Genomic DNA, 21,963 nt, shown 5'->3' with positions numbered 1-21,963 from the left:
TCTTTCGTGAGGAGACGACGGATCAGCGGGCCGTCGACAGGTAGCGCTCCCCGCTGTCGGGGAAGACGGTGACGACCGTCGCGCCCGCCCAGCGGGAGCGGGCGGTCACGGTGCGGGCGGCCCAGGCGGCGGCCCCGGAGGAGACTCCGACGGGCACGCCCGTGGCGCGGGTGACCTCCCGGGTGGTCGCCGCGGCCGCCTCGTCGGTGACGGCGACGACCTCGTCCACCAGGGACAGGTCGGTGATCTCGGAGACGTATCCGGCGCCTATGCCGGGAATGCCGTGCGGCCCGGCCTCGCCGCCGGACAGCACGGCACTGCGGGCCGGCTCGACGGCCACCACGTGCAGCCCGGTGCGTTCCTTGAGATAGCGGGCGGTGCCGGTGAGGGTGCCGCCGGTGCCGACCCCGCACACCAGCACGTCGATCCGGTCGCCGAGGGCCCGCCAGATCTCCGGCCCGGTGGTCGCGTAGTGCGCCGCCGGATTGGCCGGGTTGCGGTCCTGGTGCGGCACCCACGAGCCGGGCACGGTCCGCTGCAGCTCCTCGGCGTACGCCCAGGCGGCCATCAGCCCGTCCCCGGCCGGCACGAGGTGCACCTCGGCGCCCAGCTCGCGCAGGATCAGGCGCCGTTCCTCGGTGGCGTTGTCGGGCATCACGATGACGCAGCGGTGCCCGCGCCGGGCGCACAGCGCGGCCAGCGAGATGCCGGTGCTGCCCGACGAGCACTCGATGACGGTGCCGCCGGTCGGCGGCAGCAGCCCGGCCTCCTCGGCCGCCCGCATCATGAACAGCGCGGCCCGGTCCTTCACGCTGGACAGCGGGTTGGCCATCTCCAGTTTGGCCAGCAGCCGCACCGACGCGCCGAGTCCGGGCAGCGGCACGTCGAGCAGCGGCGTCCGTCCGACCAGGTCGTCCACCGACCCGGCCGACGCCCGCGTGCTGAGCTCTGTCGTCACGGTTTCCCCTCTCCGGCCGTGCGGTCAGGCCGTGCCGAGGCCGCGGGCCGCGGCCAGATGCGCGGCGGCGGCCTGCTGAAGGTGGGTGATGTCGCTGGAGACGGTGGCGAAGGTGAACCCCTCGGCGAGCCGCTTCGCGGCGTTCTCGCCGTCCAGGACGTGGATGCCGCAGGCGATGCCGTTGCGCCGGGCAGCGTCCTTGATCCGCACCAGCGCCGCCTCCAACGCGTCGGCCGCGGCCGGGTCGCCGAAGAAGCGCGCTCCGAGAGCCGCCGACAGGTCGGCGGGACCGACGTACACCGCGTCCAGCCCCTCGGTCGCGCAGATGGCCTCCAGGTCGTCCAGCGCGGCCGCCGTCTCGATCATCACGATGCAGGCGACCTGCTCGTCGATCTCGGCGGGCACCGACCCGAGCCGCACCTCGGCCCGGACCGGACCGCCCAGGCTGCGGGTGCCCGCCGGATGGTGCCGGCAGGCCCGCACCACGGTCCTGGTCTGCTCGGCGGTCTCCACCATGGGGACGATCACGGCGCGCGCCCCGGTGTCCAGGGCCACGCCGATCGCGACCGGGTCGGGCGACGGAACCCGGAGCACCCCGGCGGACCGGCCGCGGGCGTCGACCGCCAGCATCGCCGACTGCCAGCCGGGCTGGTGCAGCACGCCGTGCTGGCCGTCGACGCCGATGTAGTCGTAGCCGAGACCGGCGATCCGCTCGGTCCCGGCCGGGTTGTCCAGGGCGATCCAGTAGCCGACCAGCGGCTCCCGGCGGCGCAGCCGCGCGGCGAACCCCGCAGGACCGGCGGCGGACACGGGCGCGTCGCCGGACCCGGTGGGCGCGGTGGTGGGCGCGGTGCTCACTCGCCCTCCCGCAGGGCGTAGCTCCGCTTGCCGTCGAGACCGACCGGCACGTCGCCGTCGACGGACACCCGGTGCAGCACCCGCTGATGGCGGTCGTAGTCGTTGACCGCGTAGTGCTGGGTGCTGCGGTTGTCGAAGATCAGCACGTCACCCGGGCGCCAGGACCACCGCGCGGTGTTCTCGGGGCGTCGCACGTACGACTGCAGCACATCGATGATCGGCCGCGACTCGCGCGGGGTCATCCCGACCAGCCACTGAGCGAAACCGCCGAGGAACAGGCTCGGTTCACCGGACTCCGGGTGCACCCGCACCACCGGGTGGGCGGCCTCGAACCGGCGGGCCAGGAACGCCTCCCGGACCTTCTCCCCGCGCTCGGTGCCGAGCCGCGGCTGCTCCGCGTGATTGGTGTGCACGGCCCACAGCCCGTCCGCTATCGCCCGCAGCTCCGCCGGCAGGTCCCGGTACCCGGCGGCCGCGTTCGCGACCATCGTGTCCCCGCCGTAGGGCGGCAGCACCACGCTGCGCAGGCTCGTGCCCAGCGACGGGGCGGTGGTGAAGCTGACGTCGGTGTGCCAGTGATCGGCACGCTGGTCCTCCCCGTCCACCGGGATCACCTGAGGGGTGCCGTCGATCGTCCGCATCATCGGGTGCGGGGCGGTGAGCGGACCGAACCGCGCGGCGAAAGCGAGCTGGTGGGCATCCGTGATGTCCTGGTCACGGAAGAACAGGACCTTGTACTCCAGAAACGCATCGTGGATCTGCCGGAAGACGGCGTCCGACAGCTCGGTGGAGAGGTCGACGCCCCTCACCTCCGCGCCGATCCTGCCGCCGATCCTGCGTAGGTCGAAGAGGGACACCAACATTCCTTCCGAGCGGGTCGGGAGTCCAGAGCTCCCGTGACGGGCGGGGCCGCGCGGGGATCGGGCGCACCAGGCCGTCCCGTCACGGGAGAACACCCGGCGGAGGTCGGACGGGACCGGCCGGGCAGGACGGCGCTGATCACACCACGGCCGGAAATCGACGGCAAGGCCTCCTGGAATTGCGTCGCGACTTCACCAACTCGATGTCCGGGACCACAGGAAAAAGGACCGGGAAAATCCATGACTTGTTCAAGTCGTGCCGCTTCTCCGCCCGCCGCTTGCCGACCGCCCGGCGACGGGAGATTCTCGAGCCGCCGCGCCTGTGCCCGCACCCCGGAAACATATTCCGCGCTCTTCGCCGTCTTCTGCAGAAAAGGACCGCTGACATGCCGGTGATCACCGTCAACTGGTGGCAGGGCAACGACCGAGAGAGCCGCAGAGACCTCGTGGCCGGCATCACCGATGTCGTCACCCGCGTCTCCGGCTGCCCCGACGAGGCCGTCACCGTGATCATCCGGGACGTGGACCCCGACCACTGGGGCAAGGGCGGCCGGCTCGCCGACGAGATCCGCCTGCCGCGGAGCCTGCGATGAGCACGCCGGAGTCGAAGAGGGCGACGGACGACACGCGGCCCGCCCTCACCCTGCGCTCCCTGCACCCCAACATCCGCCTCCGCCTCGGCGTCGGCTTCGTCCAGCGGCTCCTCTCGATCATGCTGATGCCGCTGCTCGTCATCCACCTCGCGAGCCTGTACGGCGCCGCCGTGGCGGGCGCCCTCACGGTCTGCGTGGCGGCGGCGGGCATCGCGGCCAACTTCCTCGGCGGCCACCTGGCCGACGTCCACGGCAGGCGCCCGGTCATGGTGGCCGGCGAACTCGGCGCCACCCTCACCTTCGCTCTCCTCGCCCTCGCCAACTCGCCCTGGTGGAGCTCGGGACCCGCGACCTTCGGACTGTTCCTGCTGAACACCTGCTGCTCGCAGCTGGCCACCCCGGCGGCCGACGCGATGATGGTGGACGTCTCCACCCCCGAGAACCGCCCGCTCGTCTACACGATCAACTACTGGTCCATCAACCTCGCCTTCACCGTCGGCGCGCTCCTCGGAGGCTTCCTGTACGACGGGCACTTCCTCCAGCTGCTGACCGGTGCCGCCGTACTCTGCCTGCTGACCACGACGGTGATGTGGCGGTGGATCAGCGAGACCGCACCCAGCACCGGTGCCCCAGGCGCGTCCGGCCCGGCCGCGATGGTCCGCGGCTATCTCGCCGTCGCCCGTGACCGGGTCTTCCTGCGGCAGCTGGCCGCCGCCGCGCTGATCGCGGCCGTCGAGATGCAGATCGGCTACTACATCGCCGTCCGGCTCGCCGACGAGTTCCCCCGCCAGACCCTCCTCACCGTCGGGTCCTTCGGCCTCGACGTCGACGGCACGGCGATCCTCGGCGTCCTGCGCGCGGTGAACGCCGCGCTGGTCGTCGCCCTCATCCTCGCGGCCAAGACCCTCCTCGGGCGGATCGGCGAACGCACCCGGCTGTACGGCGGGATCACCGTCTTCGTCGTCGGCTACATGATCTGGGCCGTCAGCAACTCCGGCTGGGTGCTGATCGCCGCCGCCGTGCTGCTCACCGTCGGCGAGATCGCCAGCGTCCCGGTGCGCCAGGCCCTGCTGGCCGACCTCATCGACCCCGAGGCCCGCACCAAGTACATGGCCGCCTACGCCCTCAACGCGCGCGTCGGCCTGCTCGTCGCCGCCCTGTGCGTCACGCTCGGGGCCTTCGTCCCCGCCGTCGGCATGAGCCTGCTCTACGCCACCGCGGGTGTCGCCGCGCTGCTCCTGTACCGCTCCCTCCTCGGGGTGCGCACCGCCCGCGAGGCCGAGACGAACCTTGTGAAGGCTGCCTGACATGACCCGCACCGCGACCAGACGTCTGTTCACCTCGGAGTCCGTGACCGAGGGACACCCCGACAAGATCGCCGACCGGATCAGCGACACCGTCCTGGACGCGCTCCTCGCCCAGGACCCGCAGGCCCGCGTGGCCGTCGAGACGCTGATCACCACCGGCCAGGTCCACATCGCCGGCGAGGTCACCACCACCGCCTACGCCCCGATAGCCCAGCTGGTCCGAGAGGCGATCCTCGAGATCGGCTACGACTCCTCGAAGAAGGGCTTCGACGGCGCCTCCTGCGGCGTGTCGGTGTCCATCGGATCCCAGTCCCCGGACATCGCCCAGGGCGTGGACACCGCGTACGAGAAGCGGGTCGAGGGCGCCTCCCGGAGGGACGAGGGCGACGAGCTCGACAAGCAGGGCGCGGGCGACCAGGGCCTGATGTTCGGCTACGCGTCGGACGAGACGCCCGAGCTGATGCCGCTGCCGATCCACCTGGCGCACCGGCTCTCCCGCCGTCTCACCGAGGTCCGCAAGAACGGGACCATCCCGTACCTGCGCCCGGACGGCAAGACCCAGGTGACCATCGAGTACGACGGCGACAAGGCCGTCCGTCTCGACACGGTCGTCGTCTCCTCGCAGCACGCCTCGGACATCGACCTGGACTCGCTGCTGGCTCCCGACATCCGCGAGTTCGTCGTCGAGCACGTCCTCAAGGAGCTCGTCGAGGACGGCATCAAGCTCGACACCGAGGGCTACCGGCTGCTGGTCAACCCGACCGGGCGCTTCGAGATCGGCGGCCCGATGGGCGACGCGGGCCTCACCGGTCGCAAGATCATCATCGACACGTACGGCGGCATGGCCCGGCACGGCGGCGGCGCCTTCTCCGGCAAGGACCCGTCCAAGGTCGACCGCTCGGCTGCCTACGCCATGCGCTGGGTCGCCAAGAACGTCGTCGCGGCGGGCCTGGCCTCGCGCTGCGAGGTCCAGGTCGCCTACGCGATCGGCAAGGCCGAGCCCGTCGGCCTCTTCGTCGAGACCTTCGGCACCGAGGAGATCCCGCTCCACCTCATCGAGCGGGCCATCGGCGAGGTCTTCGACCTCCGCCCGGCCGCGATCATCCGCGACCTCGACCTGCTCCGCCCGATCTACTCCCAGACCGCCGCCTACGGCCACTTCGGCCGCGAGCTGCCGGACTTCACCTGGGAGCGCACCGACCGCGCCGCCGCCCTGCGCACCGCAGCCGGACTCGGCTGACACCCAGCCGTGGCGCCACCCGCCCACCCGCCCCACGAGAGGACCACGATGGCCGCCCCCGTTCCCACCCACCTCAGCAACCCCTTCTTCCTGGAGCCCGTCGCCACCGACCGCGCCCGCGGCCGCGTCGAGGGACTCGTCGCTGACCTCCGCGCCGGCGCCTGGGCACCGACCCCGCTGGAGAAGCGGGTCGCCGAGCTGCTCCTCGCCTCCACCGAGGCCGACGGCATCCTCACCGCCCGCCGCGTCCGCGCCGCCCTGTGGGAGGGCGACCTGGCGATGACGTACGAGAACGACGGACGCTTCGCCCAGCTTCTCGCCGACCTGGTGCCGGTCCTGGACGAGCCCGAGCTGACCTCGCTCGACATCGTCGACGCGGCGGGCGAACTCGTCACCGCCATCGCCACGGCCGACTCCGCCGCCCTCGCCGCCTGAGCGGCGACCGCACGCGAAAGGCCCGGCCGGACTTCCCGGCCGGGCCTTTCGCGTGTCCGGCGGCCGCTCAGGCGGCCCAGGGTGCCAGCGGGTACCAGATGAGGTCACGCCGGGCCAGCATCCGCACGTCCCAGTAAAGGATCATGAACACGCCGGCCGCGATGAACGCCGCCGCCATCAGCGCCGACGCCCGACTCGGCCGCCGGGTCAGCCACCTGTGCAGCCGGTCCCCGAAGAAGCCGGTGACCAGCAGGAACACCAGCCCCATCACCAGGATGTTGCCGAGGCTCTGCAGCGCGAACTCCAGCCCCGCGTACAACGAGTTGCGGCTCGCGGCGGCATCCCGGAACAGCTGGCGGAACAAGGGGAAGGGCCGTCCGATGAGGAACGCGCCGATCAGCCCGCCCATGAAGAACATCGGGGCGTCCGGCCACACCCGGGTCACCCGCGCCAGCGGATCGCGCACCACCCCGAGGGCGGCGAGGCCCAGGTACGTCATGACCGCGCCGAGCAGCCCGTAGACCACCATCGCCTGGATCAGCCGCCCGGAGAACCCGCCGCCCCCCTGGCTCTCGTCGAACTGCGGCATGCCCGTACCGAGCACGCCCACCACCATGCCGTACACCGCCGACACCGCGATCGCACCGAGTGCGAGCCGGCCGAGCGGCCGCAGCGCGGCGGCCATCCGTCCGCGCCGGGAGGTGGCCCGGGCGCCGGTCAGCGGGGCGAGCGCGCTGAACACGGCCACGTTGCACGCGGTGAACGTCCCCGCGATACCGGTGACCAGCGCGAACACGAGCCCGGCGAGCGCGCCCGCTATCGGGGTGCCCTTGGCCGGGTGCCCGAGCAGCGTGTCCGCGATGGTGTCGCCGATGGTCTTGTCGACGAACTGCGCCGACCACACCACGGTGAGCGCGAAGCCGAACAGCGCGCTGATGCCGATCACCAGCGCACGACGGCGCGGCACGTGACCGTTGAAGAAGAACGAGGAGTTCGGGTTGCCGGAGCCGGGTCTCCCGGCCGGGTGTTGCTGCGGCCGGGACCGGGCCGGAGCGGGCCGCTGCGTGGTCTGCGCCATGGCGGGTCGCCTTTCCAGACGGGGGGTGGGGGTGTGTCGTGGCGCCACGCTAGGCCCGGGCCGACCCCGCGCACCGTCCAGAAGACGCACCCAGCACGATGGAGGAAGCCGGGATCGCGACTTCGGGAAGTCGCCCCTGAGGAACGCGCTTCCCCGGAGGAGGGTGCGTGGTGCCCCGGCCGGACGCACCCCGATGCCCTGTCTCGACGGGCCGCACCACCGGACCGCCCGCCGGCCCCGTTCGCTCCGCGCCCGGGGCCGTTCCGGCCGGGCCGCGCTTCGCTACCAGGGCCCGTGAGCGGCGTACCGCGCGTATCCGGCCGCCTCGGCCGCGCGAGCCGAGAGCGCCTCGGTACCCGGCTCCGCCCGCCACGCCGCGCCGGTGACGTCCGGCAGCTCCATGTCGAAGCTGCGCCACATCCAGGCCCAGGCCGCCACCGGCCGGAACCGCTCCGGCCGCTCGATGCCCGCACCGACCTCGGCCGCGACACCCACCCCGGCCGGCACGCTCCGCTCGGCCTCGCCTCGGCTCCTCCCGGCCGCCGGACCGACGTCCGCGCCCCCGCTCATATCCGCCCACCCCTCACCGGGCACCCCATGACGGCGGGCGCGGGGGCCGCCTCGGTCACCGACGTGGATGCTTCGGGGGCCGAGGGCTCGCACGCGTACCGAACCCCGGTCAGCTTCTCCGACAGCGTCCACAGCCGCCCCCGCCCCGCCTTGCTCCGCGCCGCCCTGCTGGAGCGGGCGGGTTCGGGCGCGCCGCGGCCACCGAACCGCTCCGAAGGGCCGAGGTACGCGTCTCCGCGCACCGCCGGATCGACGGCGGCACGCAGCGACGGCAGGGCGGCCGCCTCGACCGGCTGGGCCAGCCACCGCATCCCCGCGGCGGCCAGCGGCCGTGCCGGGGCGGGTGGATCGCCGTGCCACAGGGCGGTCGGCGACAGCCCGGGGTGTGCGGCGACCGACACGGTGGCCGCGCCCGCCACGGCGAGCCGGTGCTGCAACTCCCGCGCGAACAGCAGATTCGCCAGCTTCGAGCGCCCGTACGCCGTCATGGAACGCCGCCCCGTCAAGGACCGGGCCGCCCCCTCGTCCAGGCGGCCGAAACCGATCCGGTGCGCGAGGCTCGCGACCGTCACCACCCGGGAGCCGGGCACCGAGGTCATCAGACCGATCAGCAGCCCGGTGAGCGCGAAGTGCCCGAGGTGGTTGACGCCCAGGTGCGTCTCGAAGCCGTCCTCGGTGCGCCGGTACGACGGGAACATCACCCCGGCGTTGTTGACCAGCAGGTCGAGCCGCCGGTGCCGCTCGCGGACGATCCCGGCCGCCTGCCGCACCGAGGCGAGCGACGCCAGGTCCAGCGGGACGACCTCGGTGCTGCCGTCGATGCGCTCGGCCGCGGCACGGCCCCGCTCGGCGTCCCGGCAGGCGAGGACGACGTGCGCGCCGCGTGCCGCGAGGACCCGGGCGGTCTCGAAGCCGATGCCCGCGGAGGCACCGGTGACCAGCGCGGTCCTGCCGCTCTGGTCGGGAACGTGCTCGATGGTCCACCCCATGACGCCTCCTCGGACGACGAACCGACAGGACAGGACAGAACAGGAAGGGCAGAACGGAACGGAAAGGGAAGAACTGAACAGGGCCGGGCCGGCCGGGAGCAACCCGCTCCGGTCACGTCGCCAGGGCGGCGCCGTACCCGTGCTCGACGATCAGCTCGGCCGCGACGTCGTAGAACGCCGGGTCCGCCGGGACATCGGTCGCGAGCCCGTTCACGTACCGGTTGAACATGGAGAACGCGGCGGCGATCAGCACCGTGTCGTGCAGATGGGTGTCGGTCGCACCCGCCGCCCGGGCCGCCGCGATCGCCTCGTCGGTGACCGGCGCGGCCTTCGCCTGCACCTCGGTGGCGACCCCGAGCAGGGCCTTGAGCAGCGGGGAGACCGGCGCGGTGGCGACGTCGGCACGCACCGCGTCGACGAGCTCGGCACCACCGTCGAGCTGCGCGGCGGCGAACGCGCCGTGCGAGTCGGCACAGAAGTCGGTGCGGTTCAGGTGCGAGACGTACGCGGCGATCAGCTCGCGCTCGCCCCGGGAGAGCGGGGAGGGGCCACTGCGCAGCAGCGTCTCGGCGACGGCGGACAGCACCTTGCCCGTGTCGGGTCGCTGCGCCATCAGCCCGCTGATGCCGGGAAGGTCGTTGGCGATCTCGATGTGGGGCACCGGTGGGTCCTCGTCGTCTCGGCGGCGGTACGGAACGCCCCATCGTCGGGAGCCTCGGCCCGAACGGCCAACTCCTGGCGTGCGGACCTCACCTCGTGCCGCGGCCCGCAGCTCCGCACACAGAGAGAAGCGTCCGGCCGTCCACTAGTCCAAGAATGAGGACGTGGCAAGGAACGGCTCGCGGAACGCGGAGACTTCGGCAGGTGGTCGCACCACCCCGATCACGTCGCGCCGCTCTGCCTCCCGGGCCCCGGCCCCGCGAGGCTCCGCCCCTGTCGCGCGCCCTCAGGCGACGACGGGCCGCGCCAGCCGCCAGCCGTGCAGCACTGGGGAGCCCGCCAGGGCCCGCTGGCACATCGCGCGACACCGCTGGACGGCGTGCGCGCCGTCCGGGGCCAGTAGGAACGCCGCGCCCCGGGCACCGGCCCGGCTGGTGTGGACCCGCACGTGCTCCACGCCGTCGTCCGGCCCGCACACCGCCCACAGGGCGGCCACCAGGGCGTCGTGGGACGCCTCGGGCGCATCCGGCGGCTTGGTGAACGCGAACTCGACGAGGTGCACGCACCGAGTGTGCCGCACCCACCCGGCCCGGTCCCAGAGCCGGCACCGGCCACGAACATGCCGTGGCACGCATGTGCCCGGCACCCGCAGACGACTCAGGGGGTTTCCGATGCTGGAGGTTCTCGGACTGGATTCGGGCACGGAAGCCGTCTACCGGCTGATGCTGACGCATCCGGGCTGGGGCGTGGACCGGCTGGCCGGAGCCCTGGACGCCGACCGGCACACCGTCGTCCGGGCCCTCGACACCCTGGCCGACCTCGCGCTGCTGCGCTCGGCGACGGCGGACGACACACCGGGTCCGGGCCGATTGGTGCCGCCCCGGGCCGGTCTGGGCGCCCTGCTGGAACGCCGGCAGTCGGAACTCGCCCGTACCCAGCTGGAGATCGACGCGACCCGGGCCGCGGTCGCCGACCTGCTCACGGAGTACACGGCGCTGGGCCGCGAACCGCTGCCCGGCGGAGGGACGGAACGCTTCGCCGGAGCCGAGGCCGTCCGCAGGACACAGGCCGACCTCGCAGCCCGGGCCATCGACGAGTTCCTCGCCCTGGCACCCTCCCCGGCGGCGGACACCGACGCCGACGACCCGTGGCGGCTCGACCTGCCCCTGCTGGGGGAAACGGCGACGCGCGGCGTCAGGGTGCGGATCCTGGCCACGGACCCCACCGAGGGACTGCGGCGCCTGGCCGTGGCGGGGGCGGAGGTCCGGCTCCTGCCCTCGCTACCGGTGCTCCTGAGCCTCGCGGACGGATCGGAAGCGGCCCTCCCCCTCGACCCGGCGGCACCGGGGGACGGAGCCGTGCTGGTGCGCGAACCGGGCGTACTGGCGGGCCTGCGGATCCTGTTCCGGCAGCTGTGGGACACGGCCGCACCGCTGCCGGGAACACCCGCGCCCCGGGCGACGGGCTGCACCTCCCAGGAGCGTGCCCTGCTCCGCCACCTCGCGGACGGACTGACCGACGAGGCCGCCGCGCGGCGCCTCGGCATCTCGCTGCGCACCGAACGCCGGCTCATCTCCCAGCTGTCCGAGCGGTTCGGAGCCCGCAGCCGTTTCCAGCTCGGTCTCGAAGCCGCCCGCAGCGGCCTCCTCTGACACAACGACGCCAGGCAGTTCTGTGCCATCGAAAACTGCTGACAGTCCCCGTGAAGCCGTGCCAGAGTCACTTTCAGAACGGACCGGAAAGCAAACGAATCCCTGCCGGACGGAACCGCTCTATTCCAACCGCTCTTCCACACGTCCACACCGATCGCTGAGGGAGCAGCACCTCCGAGAATCCATGCCGACCAAAAGGAAGGAAAACACGTCCTGGGAGAATTTCCAGAACCTGGTGACGGAGATCGTCGGAGACGACCGCTTCGGCTTCGAGACCGATTCCGATCCGTGCCAGGACGTCGGCCACTGAGGCCCGCACCGCAACGCGGCCGGTAGTCCCGAGCGAGGGCACCGGCCGCGTCGGCCGTTTTCCCGTTCGATCGCCCACGACCGTGTACACCGCCCTCGCCCCGCACCGGCCGAGACCACGACGGCTGCTCGACCCATGCCGTCGAGAAGACCGCCCGCGTCGGCACACCACCCGGTCCGGACCGCCGACCCGCCCACGGGACGGCGTCCACTCGGCTCGGCAAGCGAGGAGTTGGCAGGCGACTCCCGCACATGCCCAGGATGAGGCCGCGACCTCCGTCCCGACCAGCTAAGGACCCACCGGTGCCGCACATCACCCTCGCCAACGACCTCCCGGGCATCCGCGGTCTGATGACCGACCGCCCCGACACGGCCGTCCCCCTCAACGACCTCGCGGACACCCTGCTGCGCGGCCCCTCGCCCCTCACCCGGGGAGAGCGCGAACTGATCGCCGCGTACGTCTCCGAACTCAACGCCACCCGCTTCTGCGCCGACACCCACGGTGCGGCGGCCGCGGCCCAGCTCGAAGGCGGCGCCGCCCTGGTCAACGCGGTGCGGCACGACCCCGGCACCGCCGACGTCACCCCCCTCGTACGGGCCCTGCTCCGCGTCGCCGCCGAGGTCCAGGCCGAAGCCGCACCGGTGAACGACGCCACGATCGCCGCCGCCCGCGCCGCCGGCGCCACCGACACCCACCTGCACGACACCGTGCTCATCGCCGCCGCCTTCTGCATGTACAACCGCTACGTCAGCGGGCTGGCGACCACCCTTCCCACCGCCCCCGACTACTACGACGAGGCCGGCCGCCGCATCACCGCACACGGCTACGCCGCCGCCGTCTGACCGCCGACCGAGAAACGGCCCACCATGTCTGCGCACCCTCCGAAGAAGGACCACCGCCGCGCGGTCACCGCCACCGTCGTCGGCAACTTCATCGAATCCTTCGACTGGCTCGGCTACGGCCTGTTCGCGCCGCTGTTCGCCGCTCAGTTCTTCCCCTCCGACAACGCCCTCACCTCCCTCCTCGGCGTCTTCGCCGTCCTCGGCGTCGGCGTCCTCATGCGGCCGCTCGGCGGCGTCCTCCTCGGCCGCTACGCCGACCGCCGCGGCCGCCGCCCCGCCCTCATGCTCGCCGTCTCCCTCATGGCGGGCGGATCGCTCCTCATCGGCCTCACCCCCGGCCACGCCCAGATAGGCATGCTCGCCCCCGTACTCCTGCTCCTTGCCCGCATGGCGCAGGGCATCTCCCACGGCGGCGAATGGCCCGCGGCGACCACGTACCTCATGGAGGTCGCCCCCGAGCACCGCAAGTCCACCTACGGCAGCCTGTTCTCGCTCACCACCTGCGCGGGCGCGTTCACCGCCTCCCTCCTCGGCGCCGTCCTCACCGCCGCGCTCGGTCCGGCCACGATGGCCGACTGGGGCTGGCGGGTGCCGTTCCTCGTCGGCGGCATGCTCGGCCTCGTCCTGCTCATGCTGCGCAGCCGCCTCGCCGAGACCGAGGTCTTCGAACGCGAGGTCCGCACCCGCCGCGACCGCGGCTCGCTGCGCCAGGTCCTCTCCACCCACCGCCGCCAAGTGCTGCTCGCCGTCCTGCTGGTCGCCGGCAGCGGCGCCGTCGGCGGCACCTGGCCCTCGGTCGTCCCCGCTCTCGGCGGCCGTCTCGCCCCACCCGGCACCATGCTGTGGGCCGTGGTGACCGCCACGGCGCTGATGATGGTCCTCAACGTGCCCATCGGCCTGCTCGCCGACAGGATCGGAGCCACCCGCCTCCTGGTCGCCGCGGGCGTGCTGTTCTCCGTGACCGGCTCCGTCTCGTACCTGACGATGACCGGCACGTTCACCAGCCTCCTCTTCGCATACGGCTCCGGCGTGGTCTACCTCGTCTGCGTCACCTCGGTCCTGCCCAAGCTGCTCACCGAGATCTTCCCGGCGCAGAACCGTGCCCTGGGCGTCGGCCTGCCGAACGCCGTCACCGGCGCCGTCCTCGGCGCCGTCGGACCCGCCGCCGCGACCTACGCCGCCGAGCACGACGCCGACGGCTGGTTCGTCGCGGGCGTCGTGGCCGCGGTGCTGCTGTCGATCCCGGCCACCCTGCTGGCCCGCCGCACGCCCCGCCCCGCCACGCCCGCCCTCGACCGCTCGGGCCTCACGCTCGTCCGGTGAGACGACGACGGTCCCGGCCCCCGACGAGGGGACCGGGACCGACGACGGCACGGCCGGCGGCACCGCTCCGACGAAGCGTCAGACGATCTCCATCTGCGCCATCATCCCGATGTCACTGTGCTCCTGCAGATGGCAGTGGTACAGATAGCGGCCCTTGTAGCCGCTGAACGTGGCCTGCACCCGCACCGTCTCACCGGGCCGCACCAGCACCGTGTCCTTCAGCCCGTTCTCGCCCGGCAGCGGCGGCTCGCCGTTCCGGTCGAGCACCCGGAACGGCACCAGGTGCATGTGGAAGGTGTGGTTGACCGGGCCGAACGGAGTGTCGGCGGGGTCGGTGTTCGTGACCCGCCAAATCTCGGTGGTGCCCTCCACGATCCGCGTGTCGACCCGGTCCGGGTCGAACGTCTTGTCGTTGATGGCGAACTCCTCGCCCGACGGCGAGAACGACAGCTTCACGTCCCGCTCGACCGTCGCGGCCGGCAGCGCGGGCAGTTCACGCAGCCTGCCCGGAACCCGGCTCGGGTCGACCACCCGACGGGTCACGTCGAACCGCATCACCGGCTCGTCGGCGCCGTCGAACACATCGTTGAGCACCAGCTTGCTGCCGACCGCCTGAGCCGAGAAGTCCACCACGATCTCGACCCGCTCACCCGGCACGATCATGATCTTCTTGCGGGGCAGCGGCTCCGGCAACAGCCCGCCGTCGCTGGCGATCTGCACCATGTCCAGACCACCCAGGTCCAGCTCGACGTTCCGGTGCAGAGTCGCGTTGAGCACCCGGAAGCGGTACTTGCGCGCGTCCACCCGGAAGTAGGGCTTCTGCCGCCCGTTGACGTGCAGCGTCGTCGGCAGCGGGCTCGGCTCGAAGATCATGCCGCCGTTCTCGTCGAAACGCGCGTCACGGATCATGATCGGCACGTCGTACGCGCCCCGGGGCAGCCCCAGCTTCGCTTCGTCCCGGCCCTCGATCAGATAGAACCCGGCCAGCCCCCGGTACACGTGCTCGGCTTCCTTGGAACACGTGTGGTCGTGATACCAGAGCGTCGCGCCCCGCTGCCGGTTCGGGTAGTCGAAGACCCGGGACGTGCCCGGTTCGAGCAGGTCCATCGGAAAGCCGTCGCTCCCCGGCGGCACGTGCCCGCCGTGCAGGTGCACGGTCGCCGCCCGGTCGAGCCGGTTGACGTACCGCACCTTCACCCGGCGACCGGCCTTGGCACGGATCGTCGGACCGATGAACTGCCCGCCGAAGGTGAGCACCGGTGTGGGACGGCCCGGGAAGAACTCCGCCCGCGCGTGCTGCATCGCCAGCTCGTACACATCGGTGTCACCGAACGAGGACACCGGCCTGAGCACCCGGGGCACCGGCAGCTTCTCCGAGAACGCCGTGTGCGGCGGAGGCGTGGCGGTCCCCGCCGTCGGCTCGCCCCCCGCCGGCGCCGCCGTGCCCTTGTGATGGGCGTGGGGGTCGGCGGCCGGAGCGGCCGACCCGTCAGCCTCGGCACCTGCCGCGCTCTGCCCCCACCACAACAGCGCACCGCCGGCCGTCGCCGCACCGCCGCCCATCGCCAGCAACCGCCGTCTGTTCAGCATCTGTTCCCCACTTCGGTGAGAGCCGGAAGAAGGCGACCGTCCAGCTCGCCGGGAACCCGCGCGAGCAGAAGCCACTCACCCCCGAGTCGAACAGAAAATCGCTCATCGATCCTGGTGGTGATCAGCTCCACCGGGCATCTTCGCGCGTGCTGTGTTCCCCGCGGGGCGAGGGGCTCCGGCGGCAAGCGACCGCCGGAGCCCCACAGGGCACCCGTCTCCCCGGCGTCAGCCCGAACCCTGCGGCAGATACCCCTCGGCCACCAGCGCCGCCCCGATCCGGTCGTACACCGCGGGATCCTCCGGAGTGATCGCCCCGAGCCCGTCGACGTACCGGTTGAACATGCAGAACGCCGCAGCGATCAGCACCGTGTCATGGACCGTCTCGTCGTCCGCGCCCGCCGCCCGCGCGGCCGCGACATCCTCCTCGGCCACCGTGCGGGCATCACTCCGCACCTTCCCCGCGAGCGCCAGCAGCGCCCGCATCCGCGCGCTCACCGGCGCCGTCGCCAGGTCCTTCTGCACGGCTTCCACCAGCGCGTAGTCCCCGCCATGGGCGTGTGCCGCGGCTGCGGTGTGCGACCCCGTGCAGTACCGCGTCCCGTTGCCGTACGACACGTACGCGGCGATCAGCTCCCGCTCACCCACCGACAGCGGCGAGTCACCCCGCAACAACTGCTCGGCCAGCCCGCTCAGCAGCCGACCCGAAGCCGGCTTGCTCGCCATCAGCCCCCGGATCCCCGGCACCGGTGAAGGAATCTCGATGTACGGCACCTCCCGCCCCCTACCGGTTGAACCACGGAGTGGACGTCGGGTCCGTCGACAACTGGTTCAGCACCAGGTTCGCGACCTTCTGCTCACCCGAGGCAGAGGGGTGCACCCCGTCCGACTCCAGATCCGAGCACGCCCACTCCAGCCCGTCGCTCCGCCCCGGCACACCGCCGGCCACCCCGTCCGAGCCCAGACCGTCGGCCCACAGATACGGCCCCCACGACAGCCACGGCGCGACCCCGCCCACCCCGTAGGTCAGGTCCGAGGCCCCGTTGATCTGGTCCTGGATCAGCTTCTTGACCGCCCAGCCCTGCTGGTACGCGCCCGCGCTGCGCGCCGGCGCGTAGGTGTAGATGCGGCTGGCGACATAGCCGAGCGCCAGGTTGGGGTACTTCGCCCGGGCGTTGCGCGCGATCGAGGCCAGCGAGTTCCGCAGGTTCTGCGCACCCTGCGGGAACGCCCCCAGGTTGTCCCCGACGAACTGCTCCTTCAGCCACACCGCCTGCACCTGCGCCGGCGTCACATTGGCGTTCGACAGCCGGCCGGCCAGCACCGACCAGGTGGCGTCCGAAGGGTTCGCCCAGGCGGAGGCGTCCTTGCCGCCCTGCGCGCCGTCGACGATCACGAGCTTGTCGCTCAGGTTTCCGTACGTCTTCGTCGCCGCGACGAACTTCTGGAACTCCTGCGTCGTGTTGGACATGCCGATCGAGATCAGCACCACCTTGCCGTTGACCGGATCGACCTGACCGGCGGCATTGCGCGGCAGCACCGCGTTCTGGGCGAGGTCCACCCCCGCCGCGGTGTGCGCGGCGGGCCGGACGTTGCCGCCCCCCGGATACAGACCGCCGGTCAGACCGTTGTACGTACCCGTCCCCAGGTCGTTCAGCGGCACCAGACCGCTGGACGTGTACGTGCAGTCCGCGGCGGCGGCCGCGGGCTGCGGCACCAGTGCGATGCCGAGCGCGGTGACCGCGGCGGTCAGATAGACCCCGAAACGGCCGGTCTTCTTCATGGTTCCCCCTCCGTGGGCGGTGAGCATCGGGCCGACGGCCCGGCAACGATGCTCACCACGACACTCCCGCGCCGCACCTCCTGCCGTGCCGTCACCACGCCCCGCGCCGACTGTGCCAAGTCCTGTCCCCGCCCCGCCCCGCACCTGACACGATGCCCCCATGCCCCTGCCCCTGCCCCTGCCACGCTCTCGCGGATCGTTCCTCTCCATCGGTTCCAAGGAGTCGATCCTGTCCATCGGCTCCGTCGGATCCGTCCTGTCCATCGGCTCCGTCGGCAGCGTCCTCTCGATCGGCTCCGTGGGGAGCGTCCTGTCCGCCGGCTCGATCGGCTCCGCACTCTCTCTCCTCTCCACCGCCTCCTGGCTGAGCACGGGATCCCTGCTCTCCGCCCAGTCCCGCTGGTCGGTCCTGTCCTGGCGCGCCCGCCACGGCTTCCGCACCGCGAACCGCAAACGCCCCGAAGCCTGAGCGGGCCCGGTCTCCCGAGTGACGGTGACGGGCGACACCACGGTGCGGGTCCTGCCCGAGAACCCGGGCAGAGGCGCGTGCGGACGGCCTTGTCGATCGTCCTGCCGCCGGCGGGAGCGACGATGCCGAGGAGGCCGGTGCCCACGGTGAACCGTTCCACTGCGGTCCGCGCGGGCTGCGCCTCCTCCCTGACGTCCGACACCGGAGTCTGGCGACGCGCCCGGCGGCACGGGCGAGCGGTTGACCTCCTCGCGGGCCGGTCTGCCGGCGCTCTTGTCGGTCCCGTGGACCTGCGAGGGCGCCCGCGACACGGAACCGGCTCCGTACGAAGCGGTCCGCAAGCGCCACCCGTGCGGTGCGGGGCCCACTCCGAGGCTGTCGTCCTGCTCCTCGACGGCCGTGCTTTCGCGCGCCTGAGCGGGATGCCGACGACGGCGCCGACGCCGTGCGGAACGGGCGCGCCCCCCCGCGAGAAAGAGCCCCGCTCCTGCGAGGACGGTCTCTGACCTCGGCCTCCAGGGCCATCCGACGCCGCCGCGGCATCCGTGCCGCCCTCCGTATCGACATCGGATTCGACGGCCCTGCGGAAATCTCTCAAGATCTTTTCATCGGGTCGCGCCCGTCGCGGAGTCGCGGACCGCCGGGAGGCCCCAGCAGCTGCGGACTGTCGCTCTCCGCGCCACGGCCGGCCCGGTGAAGGCGGCTCTGCAGAACCCCCTGGCACTGCTCCTCCCCCGGCAATCCGACGCCCGGCGTGGCCCGGGAGGCGACTCCCCCCGACCACGTCCTGCGCGGTGCCGGTCAGCGCCTCGGGCTGTCACCGGGGCCGACCCACCTGACGGAGACGCCGCGGCACGAGGTCCCGTCAGGCACCGGCGGCGGTGGCGGGCAACCGCATGGGCAGACCCCACAGCGGGAACAGGCGGTCGGTGTCCATGTGGTTGGTCATGGCGGCGATCCGGCCGTCAGCGATCTCCAGCACCGTGATTCCCCACGGCGTCCAGCCGTTCTTGTCCTCAGCCGGCCGGTACTGCGCGAAGGCGGGCGAGCCGTTCGCCTCGACGGCAAGCAGCCGCGATCCGCGGCAGCCGCAGCCCGCACCGAGCCACCACTCGCCCAGCTCGACCGCGCCGCGGACCCACATCTGATAGGGCGGCATGTTGAGCACGGCGTCCTCGTGAAGGAGCTTCTTCAACCCTTCGATGTCGAATGCCTCGAACGCCTGGACATATCGGGCCAGTAGGGCCTGCTGCGTCTCGTCGAGAGGTTTGTAGGTGTCGCTCGCCGGGATTCCCCCGCTTTGGGCCAACGTGGCGCGCGCCCGCTGCAGCGCGCTGTTCACCGAGGCGACCGTCGTGTCGAGCAGCTCGGCGGTCTCCGCCGCCGACCAGGCCAGCACCTCCCGCAGCACGAGGACCGCCCGCTGCTTGGCCGGGAGCTTCTGCAACGCCGTGACGAAGGCCAGCCGGATCGTCTCCCGTCCCACTGCCACCTCGGCCGGGTCACCGCCCAGTACCCGCCGATCGGGGACCGGACCCACCCAGATGTTCTCCTCCCGCTGTGTCAGATCCGGCGAGGACGCGGAGACCGGCGAAGTCAGATCCATCGGCCGGGCTCGTCGCTGCGCGGCCGGCGCCATGTCCAGGCACACGTTCGTCGCGATCCGGTACAACCACGTCCGCAATGTCGAACGCGCCTCGAACCCGCTGTACTTCGACCAGGCTCGAACCAGCGTCTCCTGCACCGCGTCCTCGGCCTCGAACGCGGAACCGAGCATCCGGTAGCAGTACGCCGTCAGCTCTCTCCGGAACGGTTCGAGCTGCTCGACGACGTCATCACAATCCTTGGTCACCGACACCGTCCCACTCTAAGACCGTGAGCTCTTTCCAACCTCACGCTGACGCGTGGTGAAGGACGAGGACGGCCTTCACGATGTTGGTGATGCGGTTGGTGCTGCAGCGGAGTTTCCGCAGGAGCCGCCAGCCCTTGAGGGTGGCCATGGCCTGTTCACCGACACACCGGATCTTGGCGTGGGTGGTGTTGTGGCGGTGCTTCCATCGCTTGAGGTGGCGGCCCCGGAACGGGACGCGGACAGGTCTGCCGGCTCCTTTGCTGCCGGGCGGCGGTCAGGTCGTGGGTCGCGTCGGGCAGAGCCGGTGAGGCCCAGAGCAGACGGCTGAACGGATCGGTGAGGACCTGGACGCTCATGCCGTGGCGTTTGTGTTTTCCGGAGTAGTACGGGGTGTCGGCGGCGATGCGGTCGATGGGCAGCAGGGTTCCGTCGAGGAAGACGAACGCCTTCGTCCGGATGGTCTTCATCGCCTCGGTCAGGGTCGGGGCGAGGGCCGCCAGGACCTCGATGACCTCACGGATGTAGCGGTAGACGGTTGCGATCCCGATGCCGAACCCGGCCGCGAGTTGGGCGTAGGTGTCACCGCACCGCAGGCGGGCCAGGACGAGCAGGGCCTGACGTACCACGAGAAGCCTTCGCCACCGAGTCCCGATGTCCCGGCGCCTGGCCGTCAGTTGTCCGGCCAGGAACCGCAGAGTGCGGGCGGACAAGTCGATCGAGGACGGGTAGACAAGCACGCGAAGCTCCTGGCGACCACGGGAGATCTTGGTCAAGAACCCGTCTACCAGGAGCTTCGCCGCTGTGCAGGACTGTCCACCTCGCAGCGAGCGCCGCCAGCTTGGAAGAGGCTCAGAGTCCCGAGCCGAGGAGAATCCGCAGCGCCGTGCGGCCTGGGCGCGTTCAGTGAGACTCACCCCTTGCCAATATGGACTGTTTGCCCCTTTCGGTGAAAGTGGTCCAGTCACGGCAACCGATGAGGTAGAACTGCAGGTCAGGAAGTTGCTCCCCGTACCCGCGAGGATAGACCCGTCGGCGATCGGCCTCATAGATCCCCCCGCACTGCTCCCCGCGCCCGCGGGAATGGCCCCCCGCCCAAGGACGGCGACCATACGGCAAGCGTCTGCTCCCCGCCCGCGGGAGGCTTGGCGGTGGGGGTGTGGGTGATGTGTTTTCCGCATGAGGCTGGGGTTTTGTATGTCGTATGCGGAAGTCGCATGCGGGGCGTGGGGTTGTCGGGTGGTGTTCCTGCCGGCGTGGCGTGCGTGCTCCTGTTGCCGCTTGTCTTTGATCGCGCGGGTGGTGGGGCGGGGGCCGTGTTCGGTGAAGGGTCTGGGTCCGTCGCTGTGCCCTCCCGGGCGCTCCTGCGTGTGGCCGGTGCCGGCCTTGCTTGGGTGCGTGCGTGTGGGTCTGTGGTCTGTAAGGGCCTGGGCCTGGGCGCCGTTCTGTCCTGGGTGGTGTTGTGGTGAGTGTGGGGCCTGAGAGCCTCTCAGGCCGTTTCCCCTGGTAGAGAGGCGGGCTGAGAGCTGTGTGTGGTGTTCCTGCCGTGGCTTTCCAGAGCACTGGCCGGGCCGGGGGAGGGACTCTTCCTCCGCCCGGCACCGTGGGACGGGTAGGCCGTTGTCTGGCCGGCGCTGCCTTCCGTAGTGTCGACGGCCCGCCTTCTACCTGGCTGTTCGTGGGTGGCCTGGGAACCGTCGGTCGTGGCGCTCACGCCTGCCCCTGGTCAGCGCGCGGGGCCGGGACGAGCCCGGGCTGCTCCCCGCGGGGTGGGGGCAGGGGTGATGCGGTTTCCGCATGCGGGATGACCGCCCCTGTCGGGTATGTGCTTTCCGTATGCCCGCGAAGGGCTGCTCCCCAGCCCCTCCCTCTCGGTCGTCGGCGCATGGCCTCTGCCCGCTTGCCCGCTCGAGCTCACGAGGGACGTGCTCCGCAGCCGGCCCCGCCCGGGGTGCGCCCCCGGCACACAGCACCCTGCCGGTGCGCCTCCGTGGCTGCCGCTGTCTTCGGAGGGGAGACGGGTGACAGACCGTCTTGATGCGTTTTTACACGGGGCGTTGATGACCCGCCAGGAGGTGTCCGTTGACAGCTTTTTGAGCGCCGCTCACCCGAAGCAAGATTTCTGACAGTTGGAGGCATACTAGGGGTTTGAGGTACTTTTATATAGGTCTAGACAACTATCTTTGAGCTTTCTGCGAATCAATCACTCATAGTGACATTCCATGCGGCGTCCCTACGCTCGTGAATCACCGCCCCAACACCACTCGAAGTCACATCCCTCGAGCGCGGCAAACGGCCGACACGCCCCGCCGGCCCCGCAGGGGCCGCACACCATCCAACACACCCTCAACCACCCGCCACACCAACCCACTTACCTTCACCACACCCCGCCGCAGGCGGGCGCCCCACCACAAACAACCCCCCACCCCACACCCGCACCCGTCACACCACACCCACCACTCCGCGGTCACCGAAGGTACCGCCCCTCACGCAGCCAGCCCAGCCCAGCGCCGCGCAGCGGCGCAGCACCACTGGGCGTGACGCAGTCACGCCGCGTCGTGTCTCCGCAGGAGCTGTCGCTTATACACATCACCGAGCCC

At 71.7% G+C, this 21,963-nt stretch carries 21 protein-coding genes and 1 pseudogene; 9 read left to right on the top strand and 13 right to left on the bottom strand.

Going from position 1 to position 21,963, the window contains the following annotated elements; translation table 11 throughout:
* Nucleotides 1–22: 22 nt before the first annotated feature.
* Genes ACFW6A_RS34675 through ACFW6A_RS34665 form a run of 3 tightly spaced genes read right to left on the bottom strand, consistent with a single transcriptional unit; the run spans nucleotide 23 to nucleotide 2,673 of the window.
* Nucleotides 23–958 (bottom strand): PLP-dependent cysteine synthase family protein, encoded by a 936-nt coding sequence (locus ACFW6A_RS34675; RefSeq protein WP_200428834.1) that lies wholly within the window; start codon nucleotides 956–958, stop codon nucleotides 23–25.
* 24 nt (nucleotides 959–982) lie between these two features.
* Complete coding sequence (locus tag ACFW6A_RS34670) at nucleotides 983–1,768, bottom strand: HpcH/HpaI aldolase/citrate lyase family protein (protein ID WP_386476724.1); 786 nt, start codon at nucleotides 1,766–1,768, stop codon at nucleotides 983–985.
* Between the two features lie 44 nt (nucleotides 1,769–1,812).
* The gene (locus ACFW6A_RS34665) at nucleotides 1,813–2,673 is read right to left on the bottom strand and encodes a TauD/TfdA dioxygenase family protein (protein ID WP_386476615.1); all 861 of its coding nucleotides are present in this window, start codon (nucleotides 2,671–2,673) and stop codon (nucleotides 1,813–1,815) included.
* A gap of 389 nt (nucleotides 2,674–3,062) precedes the next feature.
* Here ACFW6A_RS34665 and ACFW6A_RS34660 point away from each other — a divergent pair, with 389 nt between their 5' ends.
* The 4 genes from ACFW6A_RS34660 to ACFW6A_RS34645 are packed head-to-tail and all read left to right on the top strand — an operon-like array spanning nucleotide 3,063 to nucleotide 6,251.
* Entirely contained in the window at nucleotides 3,063–3,269 is a 207-nt protein-coding gene (locus ACFW6A_RS34660; protein WP_200428832.1) for a 4-oxalocrotonate tautomerase family protein, read from the top strand.
* On the top strand, nucleotides 3,266–4,576 hold the full coding sequence (locus tag ACFW6A_RS34655; protein ID WP_386476611.1) for an MFS transporter: 1,311 nt from the start codon (nucleotides 3,266–3,268) through the stop codon (nucleotides 4,574–4,576). The genes ACFW6A_RS34660 and ACFW6A_RS34655 overlap by 4 nt, the downstream gene beginning before the upstream one ends.
* A gap of 1 nt (nucleotide 4,577) precedes the next feature.
* On the top strand, nucleotides 4,578–5,816 hold the full coding sequence (gene metK, locus ACFW6A_RS34650) for a methionine adenosyltransferase (RefSeq protein ID WP_386645549.1): 1,239 nt from the start codon (nucleotides 4,578–4,580) through the stop codon (nucleotides 5,814–5,816).
* A 48-nt stretch (nucleotides 5,817–5,864) separates the two neighbouring features.
* Nucleotides 5,865–6,251, top strand: a complete 387-nt coding sequence (locus tag ACFW6A_RS34645) for a hypothetical protein (protein ID WP_386645546.1) — start codon at nucleotides 5,865–5,867, stop codon at nucleotides 6,249–6,251.
* 67 nt (nucleotides 6,252–6,318) lie between these two features.
* Here the strand turns inward: ACFW6A_RS34645 and ACFW6A_RS34640 are convergent, their stop codons facing one another.
* From ACFW6A_RS34640 to ACFW6A_RS34620, 5 genes are all read right to left on the bottom strand, one after another.
* A complete protein-coding gene (locus ACFW6A_RS34640) occupies nucleotides 6,319–7,329 on the bottom strand; it encodes a hypothetical protein (RefSeq protein ID WP_386482778.1) in 1,011 nt (336 codons plus the stop codon).
* A gap of 282 nt (nucleotides 7,330–7,611) precedes the next feature.
* Entirely contained in the window at nucleotides 7,612–7,899 is a 288-nt protein-coding gene (locus tag ACFW6A_RS34635; protein ID WP_386482775.1) for a hypothetical protein, read from the bottom strand.
* Nucleotides 7,896–8,888: an oxidoreductase gene (locus tag ACFW6A_RS34630; RefSeq protein WP_386482772.1), complete on the bottom strand. Its 993-nt coding sequence runs from the start codon at nucleotides 8,886–8,888 to the stop codon at nucleotides 7,896–7,898. Before ACFW6A_RS34630 ends, ACFW6A_RS34635 begins: the two co-directional genes overlap by 4 nt.
* Before the next feature lie 112 nt (nucleotides 8,889–9,000).
* Nucleotides 9,001–9,549, bottom strand: a complete 549-nt coding sequence (locus tag ACFW6A_RS34625) for a carboxymuconolactone decarboxylase family protein (protein ID WP_386482769.1) — start codon at nucleotides 9,547–9,549, stop codon at nucleotides 9,001–9,003.
* Nucleotides 9,550–9,834: 285 nt separating this feature from the next.
* Nucleotides 9,835–10,110 carry a hypothetical protein gene (locus tag ACFW6A_RS34620; RefSeq protein WP_386482766.1) on the bottom strand — a complete coding sequence of 92 codons (276 nt, stop codon included), beginning with the start codon at nucleotides 10,108–10,110 and terminating at the stop codon, nucleotides 9,835–9,837.
* A gap of 109 nt (nucleotides 10,111–10,219) precedes the next feature.
* On the opposite strand from ACFW6A_RS34620, the gene ACFW6A_RS34615 reads away from it, so the two are divergent.
* The 4 genes from ACFW6A_RS34615 (at nucleotide 10,220) to ACFW6A_RS34600 (ending at nucleotide 13,675) form a co-directional block, all read left to right on the top strand.
* Nucleotides 10,220–11,200 (top strand): LuxR family transcriptional regulator, encoded by a 981-nt coding sequence (locus ACFW6A_RS34615; protein ID WP_386482764.1) that lies wholly within the window; start codon nucleotides 10,220–10,222, stop codon nucleotides 11,198–11,200.
* 184 nt (nucleotides 11,201–11,384) lie between these two features.
* Nucleotides 11,385–11,510, top strand: coding sequence for a hypothetical protein (locus tag ACFW6A_RS34610; RefSeq protein ID WP_386482762.1), 126 nt, complete (start codon nucleotides 11,385–11,387; stop codon nucleotides 11,508–11,510).
* A 302-nt stretch (nucleotides 11,511–11,812) separates the two neighbouring features.
* Complete coding sequence (locus ACFW6A_RS34605; protein WP_386482759.1) at nucleotides 11,813–12,352, top strand: alkylhydroperoxidase; 540 nt, start codon at nucleotides 11,813–11,815, stop codon at nucleotides 12,350–12,352.
* A gap of 24 nt (nucleotides 12,353–12,376) precedes the next feature.
* Nucleotides 12,377–13,675 carry an MFS transporter gene (locus ACFW6A_RS34600; protein WP_386482756.1) on the top strand — a complete coding sequence of 433 codons (1,299 nt, stop codon included), beginning with the start codon at nucleotides 12,377–12,379 and terminating at the stop codon, nucleotides 13,673–13,675.
* A gap of 78 nt (nucleotides 13,676–13,753) precedes the next feature.
* Here ACFW6A_RS34600 and ACFW6A_RS34595 read toward each other — a convergent pair whose 3' ends face one another.
* The 3 genes from ACFW6A_RS34595 to ACFW6A_RS34585 form a co-directional block, all read right to left on the bottom strand.
* Entirely contained in the window at nucleotides 13,754–15,238 is a 1,485-nt protein-coding gene (locus tag ACFW6A_RS34595; protein ID WP_386645568.1) for a multicopper oxidase family protein, read from the bottom strand.
* A gap of 252 nt (nucleotides 15,239–15,490) precedes the next feature.
* On the bottom strand, nucleotides 15,491–16,036 hold the full coding sequence (locus tag ACFW6A_RS34590) for a carboxymuconolactone decarboxylase family protein (RefSeq protein WP_386482751.1): 546 nt from the start codon (nucleotides 16,034–16,036) through the stop codon (nucleotides 15,491–15,493).
* Between the two features lie 10 nt (nucleotides 16,037–16,046).
* Nucleotides 16,047–17,045, bottom strand: a complete 999-nt coding sequence (locus ACFW6A_RS34585) for a hypothetical protein (protein ID WP_386482748.1) — start codon at nucleotides 17,043–17,045, stop codon at nucleotides 16,047–16,049.
* Between the two features lie 160 nt (nucleotides 17,046–17,205).
* Here ACFW6A_RS34585 and ACFW6A_RS34580 point away from each other — a divergent pair, with 160 nt between their 5' ends.
* Nucleotides 17,206–17,514, top strand: a complete 309-nt coding sequence (locus ACFW6A_RS34580) for a hypothetical protein (RefSeq protein WP_386645543.1) — start codon at nucleotides 17,206–17,208, stop codon at nucleotides 17,512–17,514.
* 865 nt (nucleotides 17,515–18,379) lie between these two features.
* Here the strand turns inward: ACFW6A_RS34580 and ACFW6A_RS34575 are convergent.
* Together ACFW6A_RS34575 and ACFW6A_RS34570 are read right to left on the bottom strand one after the other, a co-directional pair.
* Nucleotides 18,380–19,372: a sigma-70 family RNA polymerase sigma factor gene (locus tag ACFW6A_RS34575; RefSeq protein ID WP_386482742.1), complete on the bottom strand. Its 993-nt coding sequence runs from the start codon at nucleotides 19,370–19,372 to the stop codon at nucleotides 18,380–18,382.
* 34 nt (nucleotides 19,373–19,406) lie between these two features.
* Nucleotides 19,407–20,103, bottom strand: a pseudogene (locus tag ACFW6A_RS34570) (transposase family protein).
* Nucleotides 20,104–21,963 lie beyond the last annotated feature (1,860 nt).

Origin of the sequence: Streptomyces sp. NPDC058758 (assembly GCF_042746075.1) — a bacterium.
Lineage (GTDB): Bacteria > Actinomycetota > Actinomycetes > Streptomycetales > Streptomycetaceae > Streptomyces.
Note: the sequence above shows the minus strand (reverse complement) of the source record. Positions and strands in the feature narration are given on the sequence as shown.

Bases quoted from the DNA above. Each gene is read 5' to 3' on its own strand.
- ACFW6A_RS34660 (WP_200428832.1), top strand. From the start codon at position 3,063: ATGCCGGTGATCACCGTCAACTGGTGGCAGGGCAACGACCGAGAGAGC.
- ACFW6A_RS34655 (WP_386476611.1), top strand. From the start codon at position 3,266: ATGAGCACGCCGGAGTCGAAGAGGGCGACGGACGACACGCGGCCCGCC.
- metK (WP_386645549.1), top strand. From the start codon at position 4,578: ATGACCCGCACCGCGACCAGACGTCTGTTCACCTCGGAGTCCGTGACC.
- ACFW6A_RS34645 (WP_386645546.1), top strand. From the start codon at position 5,865: ATGGCCGCCCCCGTTCCCACCCACCTCAGCAACCCCTTCTTCCTGGAG.
- ACFW6A_RS34640 (WP_386482778.1), bottom strand. From the start codon at position 7,329: ATGGCGCAGACCACGCAGCGGCCCGCTCCGGCCCGGTCCCGGCCGCAG.
- ACFW6A_RS34635 (WP_386482775.1), bottom strand. From the start codon at position 7,899: ATGAGCGGGGGCGCGGACGTCGGTCCGGCGGCCGGGAGGAGCCGAGGC.
- ACFW6A_RS34630 (WP_386482772.1), bottom strand. From the start codon at position 8,888: ATGGGGTGGACCATCGAGCACGTTCCCGACCAGAGCGGCAGGACCGCG.
- ACFW6A_RS34615 (WP_386482764.1), top strand. From the start codon at position 10,220: ATGCTGGAGGTTCTCGGACTGGATTCGGGCACGGAAGCCGTCTACCGG.
- ACFW6A_RS34610 (WP_386482762.1), top strand. From the start codon at position 11,385: ATGCCGACCAAAAGGAAGGAAAACACGTCCTGGGAGAATTTCCAGAAC.
- ACFW6A_RS34600 (WP_386482756.1), top strand. From the start codon at position 12,377: ATGTCTGCGCACCCTCCGAAGAAGGACCACCGCCGCGCGGTCACCGCC.
- ACFW6A_RS34595 (WP_386645568.1), bottom strand. From the start codon at position 15,238: ATGGGCGGCGGTGCGGCGACGGCCGGCGGTGCGCTGTTGTGGTGGGGG.
- ACFW6A_RS34585 (WP_386482748.1), bottom strand. From the start codon at position 17,045: ATGAAGAAGACCGGCCGTTTCGGGGTCTATCTGACCGCCGCGGTCACC.
- ACFW6A_RS34580 (WP_386645543.1), top strand. From the start codon at position 17,206: ATGCCCCTGCCCCTGCCCCTGCCACGCTCTCGCGGATCGTTCCTCTCC.